Origin of the sequence: Pseudomonas mohnii, from assembly GCF_900105115.1 — a bacterium.
Taxonomy (GTDB): domain Bacteria; phylum Pseudomonadota; class Gammaproteobacteria; order Pseudomonadales; family Pseudomonadaceae; genus Aquipseudomonas; species Aquipseudomonas mohnii.
Map to the genome: position 1 here is coordinate 1291773 of NZ_FNRV01000001.1, position 13091 is coordinate 1304863.

At 58.3% G+C, this 13091-nt stretch carries 18 protein-coding genes; 4 read left to right on the forward strand and 14 right to left on the reverse strand.

Translation table 11 applies throughout. From position 1 onward, the window contains the following. Positions 1–12 precede the first annotated feature (12 nt). From BLV61_RS05925 to BLV61_RS05940, 4 genes are read right to left on the reverse strand one after another with little or no spacing between them, the layout of a single operon-like run. The gene (locus tag BLV61_RS05925; RefSeq protein WP_090463446.1) at positions 13–1086 is read right to left on the reverse strand and encodes a structural protein; all 1074 of its coding nucleotides are present in this window, start codon (positions 1084–1086) and stop codon (positions 13–15) included. Further along, positions 1086–2456, reverse strand: a complete 1371-nt coding sequence (locus BLV61_RS05930; protein ID WP_090463449.1) for a DUF4055 domain-containing protein — start codon at positions 2454–2456, stop codon at positions 1086–1088. The genes BLV61_RS05925 and BLV61_RS05930 overlap by 1 nt, the downstream gene beginning before the upstream one ends. Before the next feature lie 2 nt (positions 2457–2458). After that, complete coding sequence (locus tag BLV61_RS05935; protein ID WP_090463452.1) at positions 2459–3946, reverse strand: terminase large subunit; 1488 nt, start codon at positions 3944–3946, stop codon at positions 2459–2461. Position 3947: 1 nt separating this feature from the next. Further along, complete coding sequence (locus BLV61_RS05940; protein ID WP_090463454.1) at positions 3948–4472, reverse strand: hypothetical protein; 525 nt, start codon at positions 4470–4472, stop codon at positions 3948–3950. A gap of 227 nt (positions 4473–4699) precedes the next feature. Between BLV61_RS05940 and BLV61_RS05945 the strand changes: the two genes are divergently transcribed. After that, entirely contained in the window at positions 4700–4924 is a 225-nt protein-coding gene (locus BLV61_RS05945; protein ID WP_090463457.1) for a hypothetical protein, read from the forward strand. A 1-nt stretch (position 4925) separates the two neighbouring features. Here BLV61_RS05945 and BLV61_RS05950 read toward each other — a convergent pair whose 3' ends face one another. Both BLV61_RS05950 and BLV61_RS05955 read right to left on the reverse strand, forming a co-directional pair. Further along, positions 4926–5114 (reverse strand): hypothetical protein, encoded by a 189-nt coding sequence (locus BLV61_RS05950; RefSeq protein ID WP_090463460.1) that lies wholly within the window; start codon positions 5112–5114, stop codon positions 4926–4928. Positions 5115–5167: 53 nt separating this feature from the next. Further along, positions 5168–5575 (reverse strand): hypothetical protein, encoded by a 408-nt coding sequence (locus BLV61_RS05955; protein ID WP_208604201.1) that lies wholly within the window; start codon positions 5573–5575, stop codon positions 5168–5170. A 194-nt stretch (positions 5576–5769) separates the two neighbouring features. On the opposite strand from BLV61_RS05955, the gene BLV61_RS05960 reads away from it, so the two are divergent. From BLV61_RS05960 to BLV61_RS05970, 3 genes are all read left to right on the forward strand, one after another. After that, positions 5770–5949 (forward strand): type II toxin-antitoxin system HicA family toxin, encoded by a 180-nt coding sequence (locus tag BLV61_RS05960; protein ID WP_090463463.1) that lies wholly within the window; start codon positions 5770–5772, stop codon positions 5947–5949. 52 nt (positions 5950–6001) lie between these two features. Beyond that, positions 6002–6427: a type II toxin-antitoxin system HicB family antitoxin gene (locus BLV61_RS05965; RefSeq protein ID WP_090463466.1), complete on the forward strand. Its 426-nt coding sequence runs from the start codon at positions 6002–6004 to the stop codon at positions 6425–6427. Between the two features lie 243 nt (positions 6428–6670). Beyond that, positions 6671–7198 carry a DUF6998 domain-containing protein gene (locus tag BLV61_RS05970; protein ID WP_090463469.1) on the forward strand — a complete coding sequence of 176 codons (528 nt, stop codon included), beginning with the start codon at positions 6671–6673 and terminating at the stop codon, positions 7196–7198. Between the two features lie 191 nt (positions 7199–7389). Here the strand turns inward: BLV61_RS05970 and BLV61_RS05975 are convergent, their stop codons facing one another. From BLV61_RS05975 to BLV61_RS06015, 8 genes are all read right to left on the reverse strand, one after another. Next, a complete protein-coding gene (locus tag BLV61_RS05975; RefSeq protein WP_090463472.1) occupies positions 7390–8067 on the reverse strand; it encodes a hypothetical protein in 678 nt (225 codons plus the stop codon). Beyond that, positions 8064–8648 (reverse strand): recombination protein NinG, encoded by a 585-nt coding sequence (locus tag BLV61_RS05980; RefSeq protein ID WP_090463475.1) that lies wholly within the window; start codon positions 8646–8648, stop codon positions 8064–8066. The genes BLV61_RS05975 and BLV61_RS05980 overlap by 4 nt, the downstream gene beginning before the upstream one ends. Then, positions 8645–9232: a DUF1367 family protein gene (locus tag BLV61_RS05985; RefSeq protein WP_047528612.1), complete on the reverse strand. Its 588-nt coding sequence runs from the start codon at positions 9230–9232 to the stop codon at positions 8645–8647. The genes BLV61_RS05980 and BLV61_RS05985 overlap by 4 nt, the downstream gene beginning before the upstream one ends. Then, entirely contained in the window at positions 9225–10025 is an 801-nt protein-coding gene (locus BLV61_RS05990) for a hypothetical protein (RefSeq protein WP_090463478.1), read from the reverse strand. Before BLV61_RS05990 ends, BLV61_RS05985 begins: the two co-directional genes overlap by 8 nt. Further along, positions 10012–10989 carry an SIR2 family protein gene (locus BLV61_RS05995; RefSeq protein ID WP_090463483.1) on the reverse strand — a complete coding sequence of 326 codons (978 nt, stop codon included), beginning with the start codon at positions 10987–10989 and terminating at the stop codon, positions 10012–10014. The genes BLV61_RS05990 and BLV61_RS05995 overlap by 14 nt, the downstream gene beginning before the upstream one ends. Position 10990: 1 nt before the next feature. Next, on the reverse strand, positions 10991–11713 hold the full coding sequence (locus BLV61_RS06000; RefSeq protein ID WP_090469787.1) for a Rha family transcriptional regulator: 723 nt from the start codon (positions 11711–11713) through the stop codon (positions 10991–10993). A 339-nt stretch (positions 11714–12052) separates the two neighbouring features. Continuing rightward, the gene (locus tag BLV61_RS06010; protein WP_090463489.1) at positions 12053–12517 is read right to left on the reverse strand and encodes a YmfL family putative regulatory protein; all 465 of its coding nucleotides are present in this window, start codon (positions 12515–12517) and stop codon (positions 12053–12055) included. A 275-nt stretch (positions 12518–12792) separates the two neighbouring features. Beyond that, a complete protein-coding gene (locus BLV61_RS06015; RefSeq protein WP_090463492.1) occupies positions 12793–13023 on the reverse strand; it encodes a transcriptional regulator in 231 nt (76 codons plus the stop codon). Positions 13024–13091 lie beyond the last annotated feature (68 nt).

Consider the following 13091-nt stretch of genomic DNA (forward strand, 5'->3'; position numbering starts at 1 on the left):
CGTGGCGCGCATTTATTTGAGGCGTTCGCGCAATTGCTCCATCGTGAGCAGCTTGCCCTTGTCGTTGTAGAAGGCGTCCAGCTTCAGACCGCCCTCGCGCATCATCTGCGCCCGCGTCACCCCAAGGATCTGATCCTGTCGCCCTGCCGACTGCTTGCTAAGCCATTCAGCGTAGGTCGTGCTCGCCGGCACCTGGCCGTCCATGCTGGCTCGGGTTGCGCCATCGTCGAAGCCGAGCGCCGCGGCACTCTTGAGCACCGGGAACTTGGTTGAGCGGCAGCACATGTGAATGCGCCCCGGCCGCGCCAGCCAGGGGATCTTGTGGCCGATCGGCTTGTAGGTCTTGAGCGTGTAAGGCAACTGGTCGCGAATGCGGCAGGTGCTGGAGGTCTTGTTATCCAGGGTGCTTAGCCACTGCACATGGCTGATGATGTCGCTGTTTGCCTCGTACGCGGCGTCACTGGCTGTTTCGGCGGTGTGGCCAATAGCTGAGCGCACAATCGTTTCGACGTCGCGCCGGGAGCGTTGCAGCAACCCGTCTTCGAAGTTCTCGCTTTTACGTCCGACGATCTGCTTGACGATATCGCTGGTCGTACGCCCCTCAACCACGCCTGAGCGAATTGCATCGCGGATGCGTGCGGCTCGATCAGCCTCAATGCCAGCCATCCATTCTTTGAGCAATCGCCCCTGAAAGGGTCTGGCTTGAACAATCGCCTTGGCCGCACTGAAGGCAACGCTCACCACTGGAAACTGAACCTGCACCGCACGCGGAAGAACGGATTCGACCAAGGCCTGCTGAAAGCTCAACTCGTAGACAAGCAAGTCATCAAGGTTGCGATTCAGCGCCTCATTGACCTCAAGGAAGGCTGTCGCATTCACCTGCAATACAGCCGACAGCACCTGGTTCATCGCCTCGACCGTCAAGACCGTGCCGACATTCTCCATTGCGTCAATCAGGCGTGACTTGAGTTCGGCGTCCCGGCCGTTGAGGATCGCGATGATCGCCCTCGCCTGGGCGTTACTGTAATGCGTCAGGTCGATAGCGTGACCAAGCATGGCGTCACGCAACTGCTGATTAATGCTCATTACAGCGTACCCAGTGCAGGGCCTTGCATCTCAATGCGGTCCTTCTCCACCGCCCAATCCAGCTCGTCGCTGATAACGCCGCGGCGCTGCATTTCGGAGTAGAGGGTCTCGTCGCTGATCTTCCCGGCGGAAGCCATGCTGATCAGGGATGGAAGGCTGACCTCGGGAGCAAAGTCGCTATCGAAGTTGCCGCGCATCTCGACATGCCCGCCATCAGGCAGGCCGCGATAGTCGGCAAGGATCTGGAGTAGCTGAGCGAGGCAGTCGGCGAACTGGCCGGCCATTCGCGCCAGAGGCGACAATTCCTGAGCGGCCTCTTCATTGGCCTGGGCTGCCGTTTTCACCTGCTGCTTGTCGCGCTGCAGCAGCTTTGCCCCTGCCATGCGCATCTCATCAATCAAGTCTTGCAGTGATTGGCGGCCGGCCTCGATTGCGGCGCCGGTGTGTTCGACATACTCAGCACTGCCATCCTTCGGCATGCGGGTTGCGCTGCCGGAGCTGATGACCAGCTTGAATTGATCGTCATCGGTGAACACGAACAGCAGCGGCACCCGGGCGACGTGCAGGAGGTTGTCCTGATCGCTCTGCGACTGCCAGTGCTTGACGTTGAGGTAGGCCAGCTCCAGCAATGAGGGCTTGGCGGTGAGCGCGCCGGTGCGGCCTGTGTAGAAGGTCACCAGCGGAATGTACGAGAGGCTGGTCGCGCCTCGCTCATGCAGCTCCCACGCCCCGCCTTTGTCAGGTTTACGGTAGGTTCGCCAAGAGCCAGGCTCCAGCACGCGAATCTGCTGAACGCTGGCGGTGCCAAACTCACCATCCGGCACCTCGACGGACTCCATGTAGCGAAACTGGGTCAGTTTGCCTGCAGTGAATCGCCAGCCCAGCACCTGATCAGGCTTCACAATGACCGCATAGGGCCGCACGCCCGCCTTGATCTCTTCGGCCCGCGTCTTGTAGAGCGGATTCCCCTCTGCATCTTGGGTCGGCTGGTAATCGATGAGCGCGTGACACAGCCCGTGACTCAACCCATTGCGGAACAGTTCGACCGACCATGAGTTGAGATCGTTGCCGGCCAGGTCAATGTCGCCACACAGGGTCTTGATGTCATCAGGAACATCCTCACCCAACTGCAGGGGCTCGGCGAACACTCGCGACGTCATGTTGCTGACTGTCTCGGCATATACCGGCAGCAGCGTGGACAGTGCCAGGCGCTCCTTGTAAGTGTCATCTTGCTCTGCGGGGTATTGCGGCAGCAGAACTTTGCCAACTGCGCGCATGGCAGATGTTCCGCCCATCAGCGGCGCAACAATGTCCCAGTAGGCACGCATGCGGTCCACCGCCGGAAGCGTGGCGCTTGGGTCATCACTCATGGTCAGATTCTCAGGGATTGGGTGGAGGTTGGTACAGGCTTGCGCTTGGTCATGGCGACCGCGAAGTAGCGGAAGCCGTCAGAGCCGTGGGATGTCTTGTCGTGCAGCGGCTTGTCTTTCCAGCAGCCGCGCTTGTCGTCCCATTCCTTGCGGTAGTTCTCAAGGTGGGTGATGCCTTCTTCGCACTTTGATTCGTCGAACACGCAGCGCGGCAGGATCTCCCGAGCCGCCTCGATGCCGGTGTCAACGCCTGTCTTGGGCACGACCTGGAACTTGATCGAGTACCGCTCTCCATCGATCTCATAGCCTTCTTTGGCGATGTCCTTGCGGCTCTTGGCATCGCTGCCGAACTCGCGGTTTTCGATGTCGTGCGGCCCCCAGTGCTCGGAATAGGTATAACCCTTGTTCTTGAGCACCTTCATGTAGTGCCGCAGGCCCTCGCCTGAGTTTTCGTAGTAATCAATGACGTGGTATTCGGTGCCGACCTGGCGCACGAACCAGATGGCCGTAGAGTCGCCGACGCCGATGTCCCAAAAGGTCATGACCGGAAGGTGCGAGTTGTTCGGTATCGCGCCTATGCGGCCTTCTGCGTAAAGCCTGGTGAACTGCTGGGCGTAGTAGGCGCCCTCTACCGACTGCTGGAAGGCCTCGACCGGGATCGACGGGTACTCGCGCTTCATGTCATCGCCGAGGGTCTTTTCCTTTGCGGTGTACCAGGCGCGCTGCCCGGGGTTCGTCTGGATGCCGTGCTTGGCCTCCAGGTCGTTGAAATAGTCAGTCAGGCGTTGCGGAATAACCGCCGTCGCCGGGTCCAGCCAGTACAGCGGGTTACGCCACCAGCTGAAGAAGAAGAATTTCCAGTCGAGAAGGCCCAGCGGCGTGCCGGACAGCTGCTGCTTCTCGGCGCTCTGCGAGTAGTCGAAGAAGTAGCCGGCCCGACCCTCCGCAGTCGATTCGATGGTGACGAAGCAATCTGCTGCCACCGCCTCGAAGGCGCCAGTGACGATCTCCCGCGCCTTATGTGGATACTTGGCGCAGATCTTTCCGAACTCGGAAACGTGCAGATAGCGCAGCGTGCCGCCCCGGAAGGAGGTACTGACGTAGAGCGAGCCGCCTTTGCTAAATACCAGCTCGCCCGCCGCGTCATTGCGCGCCGGGTTGGCCGCCTTGATCTCAGCCGGCAGGTTGTCATAGGCGTACTTGATCTTCTCCCGAAACAGGCGCTTGGCGTCCGTCAGGGTGTGAGCGATCAGCGCGCACTTGGCAGCCTCGAACAGCGCAGCATCCAGTTGGACGATGCAGACCAGAGTCGTAAACCCCAGCTGCCTCGCCTTGAGGATGATGTTTCGGGTGTGCATGCCCTGGAAGTAGTCGATCTGCTCCTGCGTCATGCGGAAGCGGACTTTCTTACCGTTCTTGTCGGTGATCCAGTAGAGATTGTTCAGGCGCCAGAACCGATCCCTGAGCAGCTTCAAGTGCTCGGGCTTCATGTCAGGCTTCCTTCGATAATTCATCCATCAGGTCAGACAGGCCGCTGACTGTCTTGTCGCCTTCCTCGGTGTCGAGGTTGTAGGCCTGGCGTTCGCCCTTGATCACCTTGAGCTGGGCGTCGACTCCAGCGTTCAGCGCGCGGGAGAAGTCGCCAAGATTGTCCTCGTCGATCTCGATATCACTCAGGGCTGCGCGAAGCTTGTTAGAGATTTCACGCCACTGCCCAAGGTCGGCCCGGTGAGCCAATACAACTGAGGCGGCTTCATCGGATGCCTCATCAACAATCTGCGCATCGTCACGCACTTCACGCTGCGTGACGTCGGTGCGTGAAGGGTTGCGTGAAAGCTTTTCCTTGGTCGCCGTACGAACCTGGTCGGTAAGGTCACGCTGCCAGCCATTCTTCTTGGCTCGACTGCGGATCGTTGCTTCGTTGGTGTCGTACTTTTCAGCTATTCCACGCAGTGAAAGCGACCCGGCCCGGTAGGCACGTTCGATCGCCTCCCAGTCGGGTTGCTTGGTTGTCATGGGGGATCCTTAGTCTTGGCTGTCCAGCAGCACATCAATCAGCCTCTGCCTACCCAGCCAATACACCAAGGCACCGCATGATTGAGCATTGCTCTCATTTGTGATTTCGAACGCATTTCAGTTGCAACAGACTGCTCATCGGATACCTATCAGAGTTGCTTGATCCGATGGCAAGTAGCCGCTATTCCTTAAAGTCATTGCCTGCAGTGATACTTAAGGAGAAGAGGATGCTGAATAAATACGTGGTTGTTCCGGCAATTCCTGTGGCAACAGAAGCCGTGCGTGAGGGTGATCGCTATTACTGCAAAACCGTCTCGAGCGGATTCAATCTCTACGACAATCAGGAAAAGCAGAGATTGGTGCCAGCCTATTCAACCCGCCAAGAAGCTGAGACCGAATGTGAGCGACTCAATCTTGAGCGCCTTCAATCCATACAGTCTGCATACGCTTGAGTCAGCTCACCATGATGTTCGTCTGCAAATGGGCATGCCCGTGCAGGATGGACACAACCAATCCCTGAGGTAGGCCGGCTGCCTTGGCAGCATCGATCGCCTTGGCGATGGCGGTATCCAGCTCAGTGACGGCCTTGTTGATGGCTGGGCTCAGTGGCAATGCGTGATGCAGGCGGGTGATGTTGGTCATGCCCTACTCCCATGTCGCGACACAATTTGCTGATTCGCGAAACGTGTCGCGGATTACTGGTTCGCCCCATTCAGGTTCCGGCGAATCTCAGCCAGGTCCTGAGCGATCTCACCCAGATCCTTGTCCCGGCGCTTCTCGGCCCACTTGAACCAGGCGCGGACCAGAACCCAAGCAGGCAGGCCGCACACGAAGATCAGCCCGCCGATGGCGATCAACCCAACGTCGTCATTCGCCCAGTCACCAATCCCCAGCCAGCGCACGACGAACGCGCCGCCGCAGATGCTGGATACGGTGGTGCTGATCATGGCGACAACGAACTCGCGCACGGTCTTGGGCAGCGTCATCGCCATGACAACCACAGCAGCCAATACCGCAACGAAGCCAAAGGCCCCCAGTTTGTACAACGCAATCCCGCCAGCGGCGGTCAATGGGCCGGGCTCGGACATAGGTAGTGATCTCATACGCGCCTCGGGTTTCTAGGCGAAGGAATTGGGCCGGCGCCCGTGCAACTCCCCACCGAAGCGGCTAGAGGATGCACAGACCCGGAAACGACAAAGCCCAAGTGCTTGCTCAGGCCTAGAACACTTACAACATAATTGTTGTATTACTACATAACTGTTGTATAATGAACTCATCCAAACAACGAGGCGAGGTGATGAAGTTCAGCGAGTTCAGACGATGGTTGAAGGCCCAAGGGGTGACCTTCGAAGCAGGCAAAGGAAGCCACTTCAAGATCACCGCCCCAAACGGCAACAAGACCACCTTCGCGGATCACGGTAGTAAGGAAATGCCAGAACCGACCCGCAAGGCGATCATCAAACAACTGGGGCTCTGAAGAGCCCCTTCACCACATCTGAATGCTGGACGATCACCTCCGAGGAGTGACCATGTACGACTATGCAATTCGCTTTGAGCGAGATGACACACCAGGGCTCGCCGTGTTTTGCCGTGACCTGCCGCAATTCCACAGCTACGGCGATGACGAGCAGCACGCGCTGAGCGAAGCGGTGGATGGTATCGAGACAACCTTGTCGATCTATGTCGATGAGCGTCGTGCAATTCCGGCAGCGTCTGCACCAGAGGCTGGCGAGCGCGTTGTTCACTTGCCAGCGGTAACCGTTGCCAAGATCGCTCTGTGGAACGCCATGATGGATCGAGATATGCGCAAGGCTGACTTGTGCCGGTTGCTCGGCGTGCACCAGGCCCAAGGTGATCGATTGGTCGACTTCCTGCACACATCGAAGATGGAGCAGCTAGAAGCCGCCCTGTCCGCTCTCGGCAAGCGCCTGGCTATCTCTGTAGAGGCAGCCTGAATAAAAAAGGCCGTCAGGTGGCGGCCAAGTGCAGCACGGAGCAGCGAGGGGAAATCTTTACTCGGCAATGGTGAAGTCGATGTAATACGCCTTGCCCGGTTCGAGCTTGTCGGCCGCGGACTTCACGATCTTGGCCTTAATTAAGCGACAGTGTGAGCTTGCCGAAACGGCTTAATCGCCCTGCGTTTCTCTTCAATCGCTAAAGCGAAGGCTCCACCAGGCCAAGCCAAAGGACACTCAAGAATGAATCTCACCAGCATGCAAACCAAAGATTTGCTCAAGCTTCAGTCTGATGTGATAGGCGAGCTTAGAAATCGAGGAATCTTGAGAACCATGAATAACCCTACCGGCGACTATGCAGAGTGGCTGGTTGCATCGGCTCTAGGTTTGAAGCTCGCCAATAACTCAGCAGCAGGTCACGACGCAGAATCTGAAACTGGCAAAAAGATCCAAATAAAAGCGCGCCGGGTAAACCCCACCAACAAATCAAGACAGCTAGGCGTTATACGGAATTTGGAAAAAAACGACTTCGACGAATTGGTAGCAGTGGTTTTCAATGAGTCATACGAAGTGGTTGAGGCCGTATCAATCCCCCACTCAGTCATAGCCGAGTACAGCACGTACAGACAGCACGTGAACGGCCACATATTGCACCTTCGCGGAGCATTGATTTCGGACAATCGCGTTCGTAGCATCCGCGCTGAGTTGAGCGCTTATAGCGATGCACTCACGTTGCTCACAGAGGCCGCCGAAGCAGACACTTTGGCTTGATCATCGACGTCCTCTAGGGCAAAGAGACGCCTATCAGCCTTTCACCTTCTGGAAGGCCCGCCGCAGGGAAATCCCAGAAATCAGAAAAACAAAAACCCGGCGCGATGGCCGGGTTCAGGGTTTCGTGTGCGTTTCGCGTTACTTGTGCACTATGGGAAAAGTACGCGCAAAATCCCGTCATGTCAATATGATTATGCCGCCTCTTGATCTTTTTCCGCGTGGATCACCTGCCACAACGGCTGCTGCGCCTGAATATCCACTTCCTTAACCGCTTCTTTCAGGGAGTCCCACAAGTCCAGCCAGTCGCGCGTCCAGTTTTTCGGGTCGATGGTCACCCCGAAGAAGGCGCTCATCTCCGCCGCTACCCGGGCTGGGCCCCATTCCGCCGCGCCATGAACCTCACCCTTGTAGGATTGCAACGCCATGGTGACCAAATACTGGGCCTTCACTCGCTTGGCTGAGGTCAGGTCTGGCAGTTGTGCTTTGGCGGTGATCAGCAGCACGGCGTTCATCACGTGTTGCATGGTCATCATCGGGTGATACAGGAAGTGTCCGAACTGCTGCACCTGGAATGGCAGCGTGTCGATGGCGCGCAATACCTTGCCGATTGTGGCCAGGTGCGCAGCGCGGGCGGTGGATCGACCTACCGGCGTGCGGCGCGTCTCGCTGATACTGATCCGCTGACGGACAACTTGAATGCGCTCCTCCTTGTCGTCCCCCAGCGCTGCAAACACAGCCTCGTGACGCCGCATGCGATTGCCAGTCTTCACCGGTGCCGACTCGGCCTTTTCGATTGCCGCGGCGCTGATCGATGCATTCGATTCGTGCTGCGACTCTGTCCATACTTGCCTTGCGCTGATCAGTTTCATGCTGCTTCCTTTTTCAATTCTCTGGTCTTTGCCCGGTATTCGGCGGTCATCGCCTTCAATTCTTCGACGGTGTACTTCTTCGGTTCATGTGGACCTTCCAGCCACTCGACCGCCTCAGCCCCGATTCGCTTCACCAGCTCAATGCGGTAGTTCACGATGTTTCCGGATAGCTGGGTATTGCAGGGCGAGCATTGTCGGTGGCAGTTGAGTGGTTCGAAACGTAAGGCCGGGTTACTCCCAACCGTCCTGTAATGGCCGGCGTCGTACTTGCCCTGGTGATGCCGGCCGCAGCTGATACACGGTAACTCGGCATCCCGGGCGCGAACCCAGGCATTGAAGGCGGTCTGCGTGTCTTTGAGGTGATCCGCCCTACTCTTCAGCTTCTCCTTGCGGACCTTGATCTCACGGCGCTCGATCTGGGCCAGCGATTTGCGCGCCTTCTCCTGGTTCACGTCCTTGATGGCCAGGCCGCATGCCCAGCTGCACACCTTTTGCGCGGTGGAGAATGACGGCTTGAAGCTCGCCCCGCAGGCCGGATTCCGGCACTTCTTCGCCTTGGCTTCCTTGAGGGCGACTCTCATGCATAGCTCCCCAGCTGATCAGCAGCAGACAGCGCCTCAGCCTCACTCTCAAAGTGCGCGGACAGCACCAATCGCCAGCAGGCGTTAAACACGTCGCGGTAAAGTGGCTCAAAGGCCGTATCGTCCATATTTGCCCAACTGATCGACTTGGCCTCTTTGCGGATACCTTCCGGCGTGTGCACCAGGTGGAAGTGGCCGGCCTCGATCGTCACCCATTCGCGGAATGCTTCACGGCTCTTGTCCACCGCCGGGAAGCGTTCAGCGCGTGCCGTCTCCAGGCCGGCGACGTAAGCCGCGACCGCGTGAGACAGCTGCCCCGGCTTGCCGCTTTGCGCCTCGAAGAACTTGGCCAGTCCCTGAATGCCACGCATCTCTTGGCGCGGGATGAGGCCGCCAACCGGCTCCCAGTAGTCCCATGCCAGATCAAGCATCGAGAAGAACTTGCCGTGAAACTTGCCGTTGCGCATGCGGGTGAACTTGCCGTGAATGACCTGGCCAGCCTTCCACTTTTGGACCAGTTCGCGGTCGGCCTCGGTGGCTGGCACCAAACCTTGGGCGGTGCGGATCAATGCGAGTTCAGCCATGGGATACCCTCCCCGATGCCAACTCCTCAACCTGCCTCAATAGCAGGGCTCGACGATCTGCCAACTCATTGGCCGCTTCGATCCGCATCTCGTCCTTCCTTTCGGCGCTTGCCGCACGCATTTTCATCATGGAAGCTTTTACCCCCTGAAGCCTTTCGCGAACTGCCGGAGTCGGCCGGGTAACTTCACCGGTGATCAGGCCCGCCAGAGCGCGACCGTCTTCGGTCACTGGCGCCACGCTCAGGTCCGCCAGATACAACTGTCCGCGCTCTTGTGGAATGCGCTGCATCTGCACGGCCTTGGTGATCGCCGCGGTGCGCCGGCTTGCGTCGAACCCTACAGACACATGCCAGTTCACCGGCTTAACGTCGCCTCGGGCCTGGGCGACAAATCGCTCGTAAGCACTAATGAACGCCATGCGAGCGCCTATCTTGTCGCCGGCATCGAGGACAGGTTTTGCCGCGGCCAAGGCGAGCTGGATCTCGTCGGTCAGCACAACCGTCTCGAATTCGTCGTTCGTGGTCATGGCGATGGCCCATGCTTCGTCCTTGCCAGGCCGGCCATCAGCAGCCTGAACACGCTGCAGGATGTCGGCCATAGCCAGCTTGCCCTTCACCTCAAAGCGGCAAGCCTTCAGCGCGGCTTTCACGGCAGACACCGAGTAAGCGCACAGATCCTCGGCCATCATTGCCGCAGTGCCTGGGTTCATCTCCTGGCCCATGGCCTCGGCCGTGGCACAGATCGCCGCAGCCAACCCAGCAACCTGCTGGTCGTTCATTTCAGAGGTATTCATTGCGCTCTCCTGCCTGGCGCTTGGCCAAGACCATTTGGGCGGCCTGCTCCGCTGCGGACAGATTCGCTTCGGTGCGCTCCATCTGGCGGGCGGTGGTTCCGTTGACGCGCTGACCGGTTACCCATTGGGTGTGGTAGCTCTCAGCGTTCGCCAACAGCTCGTTGAGGCTGTGACACTTGCGTATGACGGCGGCATCACTGGTTTTCAGGAAGTGGGCTGCAACGTGGTGGGCGACGTCAGCGCCGAGACGGTCGACCAACTGGCCGAGTTGGCCGCCGACCTTGGCATTCCACACCGGCCAGGTGCCGTAGCGCTTGCGGTAGGCCATGGCGTAGTTCGCCCAGACCTTGAAGGTTTTGCAGGTCTGGTCCTTGGGGCCCGGCATGTCTGCGGGGATCTCAACCCGTGGAGCGTCAGAGCGATCAACCACCAGCACCAAGCCGCGGGACTGGGTCGGCTTGTCCGAGCCATCCTGCAAGCTGTGACTGGTCTCCTGATTGGTAACCTGATTATTGGTATCCTGATTTGTCGGAGATTTTTCCGACCCTAGATCGGATTTTTTTCCGACCTTGCTCGGATATTTTTCCGAGGTAGATCGGATTTTTTTCCGACCCTTGGATTCTGGCGGGGTCGGATATTTTTCCGACCCATCCTGCTTCTTGTTCCACTCGGCGGCTTTCTGGGTCAGGCGAAAAAGCGTGATGTTCGAAGTGCTGGAAAGCTCGATCAAACCAGCTTCTTCCAGGGCCTTCAGCATGCGATACGCCGTGTCCGGCTTGTCGGTCAGCAAAGGCAGCTCTTCCACGATCTTGGCCTTGCTCAAAGCAAAGAAGATCCCGTCATCAGTCTTGAGCGCTTTGGCCCAGCTTGGGCAGCCGTAGACGAACGCGAACAGCAACGCTTGTTGGGAGTTGAGCCCCCACTCAAGCGCCTTCGCCTGGTTGATCGTCACGGTGAATTGCATGTCAGGCCTTCCCGACCAGTGCGGCCAGTTCGAGGAAGCGATCGACGTACCAGTGAGGCTGCGTCTCGCGAGGGGATTGAGGGTTGATGAGGTTCTTGCCGTAGGTCATGCCCTTGTCGGTCACGCACCAGAAGTTGACCGTTTCCTGCTTGGAGTTCTTGCGCGGGAGCTGCCTGAGGAAGCCCTTGGCGGCCAGTGCGCGATTGAAGGCGGCCGCTGTGCTGGCGATGCCGTGATCTTTGATCAGGGCAGTAATGGCCTTAGTGGGCATGGAGCTGCCACCGGTGGCGTCTGGTGCGGCATCGACGGCGTAGCCAGGCAGGAACTTCGGATCAAGCCCGTTGTTCTGGGCGATCTTCGTGAGCATCAGCATTTGGCTGGATGGTGCAGGCTTTAGGAGGCGCGTGAAGCACTCCATGATTGCCAGTTCACCGACGACCTTCGTGCCATTGAGCAAGACCTGCGCGCGCGCGCCCTGTTGCTGTTCCAGTTCGCGCCAGCGGCGAATCACCTTCATGCGCATCGGAGCGCTGTAGCCGGTGAGTAGGCAGTCGGTGTGCTCGCGGTCGAGCAAATACTGCACCTGCTCACGGTTGCGACCATCCAGATAGATGTCCTCAAAACTGAGTACATCTACTTTCAGGTCTTTCAGCATTGCCACGATGTCGCGCTTCACGTTGTCGTGACGCTTGCCGGTGACATTGGCGATCTCGAGTGAGGACATCGTGGTACGCGACACGTTTTCAGAATTAACAAAACGTGTCGCGACATTGGCTGGAGTATTGACGTGGGAAATTTGGTTGTTCATGCTTACCTCATCACGTTGTGCGAATAAGCCGGGTCACTACCCCGGCTTTTTCATGTCTGAAATTCAGTCGATTGCTTTTCCGCAGGCGCAACTAATCCCGTCGGCAGGGCTTCTGCCCTCAGCGTTCAATGTCCTCAAGCGTCCTGTTGTCTTGCTGTCCATTTCCTTTCCCCTGATGGTCGTCCTGGTGCGAGCGGCTTAACTGCCGGCTACGCCCGTGTTGCTCTTCGGCCCCCGCCGATGTGTTGCGATTACTTACCCGGCCTTGTGCAGCTCTATCACCGCAGCTACAGCCTCGAGGCTGGCCGACATGTACTTGGCATGCAGGGCGCGGATCTTCTTGGCTTCTGCGGCATCGATCTCGCCGTCTTCCAGTGCAGTCGCCACCATCTGATCCAGGGCGCCGCGCTGTGCCGAGGCATTCAGTGAGCGCTGGTACAGGTCGACGTTATCCAGCTGGCCTGCCTCGGGCAGTCGAACGAACACACCGCCGTACATGGCGCAGATGTAGTTGGGCAGGTGTTCGGTTTTGGTTTCGCTTTCCAGGACGAAGATTTCGGTGTCGCTCAAAGGCTTGCAACCCGCCGTCTCGTAGATCTGGTTTTCGAGGCGTTTGTCCTTGATGCCCAGGCGAGCGGCAGCGCAGTCCATGCCGCCTGGGAAGGCGGTGGATACGGCAGCCATCACTTGGCGACGGGTCTCTAGTACGAGCGTTTTCATGTCCTAGTTTTTCCTTTGTGCTGATACGGCCAAAATGCCATCACCGAAATGATCAAGGACGCATCCATGACCGACTCTTCCGAACTACAAGGCGAGGTAGCCGCCCTTTGCTGCTTGGTAGTCGCACTGGCTTCCACCCTTCCCTTGTCGTCTCAACTCAGGCTTTGGCCTGCGTTTGAGAGGGTTGCCGGTCCGTTACGGGGTCGGCTTGGTCGTGAAGAGCTGCGAGGGTTTGAGCGGGCGACTGCATCACTCAGTTCGCAGCGGGTTGTGGGTTAGGCGGCGGAAAGTGATTCAGTCGGATAGAGATCCGGCCGCAGCTCGTGGCGCGACACGCCGGTGGCTTTTTCGATTTCGAGAACTCGCTCGGCAGGGACACGCCCGGAGGCGCACATTTTCTGCACCGCCTGAGGAGTGACCTTGAGGAGGCGAGCTAGGGCGGACTGCCCGCCAGCGGCTTTAGCCGCCCTGCAGATAGGCAGGTCTTCGATAAGTAGCTCTTCCATTTTGAACCTCAAAGTTACAATTACAACCAGAGGTTATCGTATGATAAGCCAACTTACAACTTACATTC

Excerpts from the sequence above, each read along its gene's own strand:
- BLV61_RS05995 (WP_090463483.1), bottom strand. The coding sequence starts at position 10,989 with ATGCAATTCACCGTGACGATCAACCAGGCGAAGGCGCTTGAGTGGGGG.
- BLV61_RS05945 (WP_090463457.1), top strand. The coding sequence starts at position 4,700 with ATGCTGAATAAATACGTGGTTGTTCCGGCAATTCCTGTGGCAACAGAA.
- BLV61_RS05990 (WP_090463478.1), bottom strand. The coding sequence starts at position 10,025 with ATGAATACCTCTGAAATGAACGACCAGCAGGTTGCTGGGTTGGCTGCG.
- BLV61_RS06010 (WP_090463489.1), bottom strand. The coding sequence starts at position 12,517 with ATGAAAACGCTCGTACTAGAGACCCGTCGCCAAGTGATGGCTGCCGTA.
- BLV61_RS06000 (WP_090469787.1), bottom strand. The coding sequence starts at position 11,713 with ATGTCCTCACTCGAGATCGCCAATGTCACCGGCAAGCGTCACGACAAC.
- BLV61_RS05955 (WP_208604201.1), bottom strand. The coding sequence starts at position 5,575 with ATGAGATCACTACCTATGTCCGAGCCCGGCCCATTGACCGCCGCTGGC.
- BLV61_RS05935 (WP_090463452.1), bottom strand. The coding sequence starts at position 3,946 with ATGAAGCCCGAGCACTTGAAGCTGCTCAGGGATCGGTTCTGGCGCCTG.
- BLV61_RS05980 (WP_090463475.1), bottom strand. The coding sequence starts at position 8,648 with ATGAGAGTCGCCCTCAAGGAAGCCAAGGCGAAGAAGTGCCGGAATCCG.
- BLV61_RS05930 (WP_090463449.1), bottom strand. The coding sequence starts at position 2,456 with ATGAGTGATGACCCAAGCGCCACGCTTCCGGCGGTGGACCGCATGCGT.
- BLV61_RS05970 (WP_090463469.1), top strand. The coding sequence starts at position 6,671 with ATGAATCTCACCAGCATGCAAACCAAAGATTTGCTCAAGCTTCAGTCT.
- BLV61_RS05925 (WP_090463446.1), bottom strand. The coding sequence starts at position 1,086 with ATGAGCATTAATCAGCAGTTGCGTGACGCCATGCTTGGTCACGCTATC.
- BLV61_RS05975 (WP_090463472.1), bottom strand. The coding sequence starts at position 8,067 with ATGAAACTGATCAGCGCAAGGCAAGTATGGACAGAGTCGCAGCACGAA.
- BLV61_RS05950 (WP_090463460.1), bottom strand. The coding sequence starts at position 5,114 with ATGACCAACATCACCCGCCTGCATCACGCATTGCCACTGAGCCCAGCC.
- BLV61_RS05960 (WP_090463463.1), top strand. The coding sequence starts at position 5,770 with ATGAAGTTCAGCGAGTTCAGACGATGGTTGAAGGCCCAAGGGGTGACC.
- BLV61_RS05940 (WP_090463454.1), bottom strand. The coding sequence starts at position 4,472 with ATGACAACCAAGCAACCCGACTGGGAGGCGATCGAACGTGCCTACCGG.
- BLV61_RS06015 (WP_090463492.1), bottom strand. The coding sequence starts at position 13,023 with ATGGAAGAGCTACTTATCGAAGACCTGCCTATCTGCAGGGCGGCTAAA.
- BLV61_RS05965 (WP_090463466.1), top strand. The coding sequence starts at position 6,002 with ATGTACGACTATGCAATTCGCTTTGAGCGAGATGACACACCAGGGCTC.
- BLV61_RS05985 (WP_047528612.1), bottom strand. The coding sequence starts at position 9,232 with ATGGCTGAACTCGCATTGATCCGCACCGCCCAAGGTTTGGTGCCAGCC.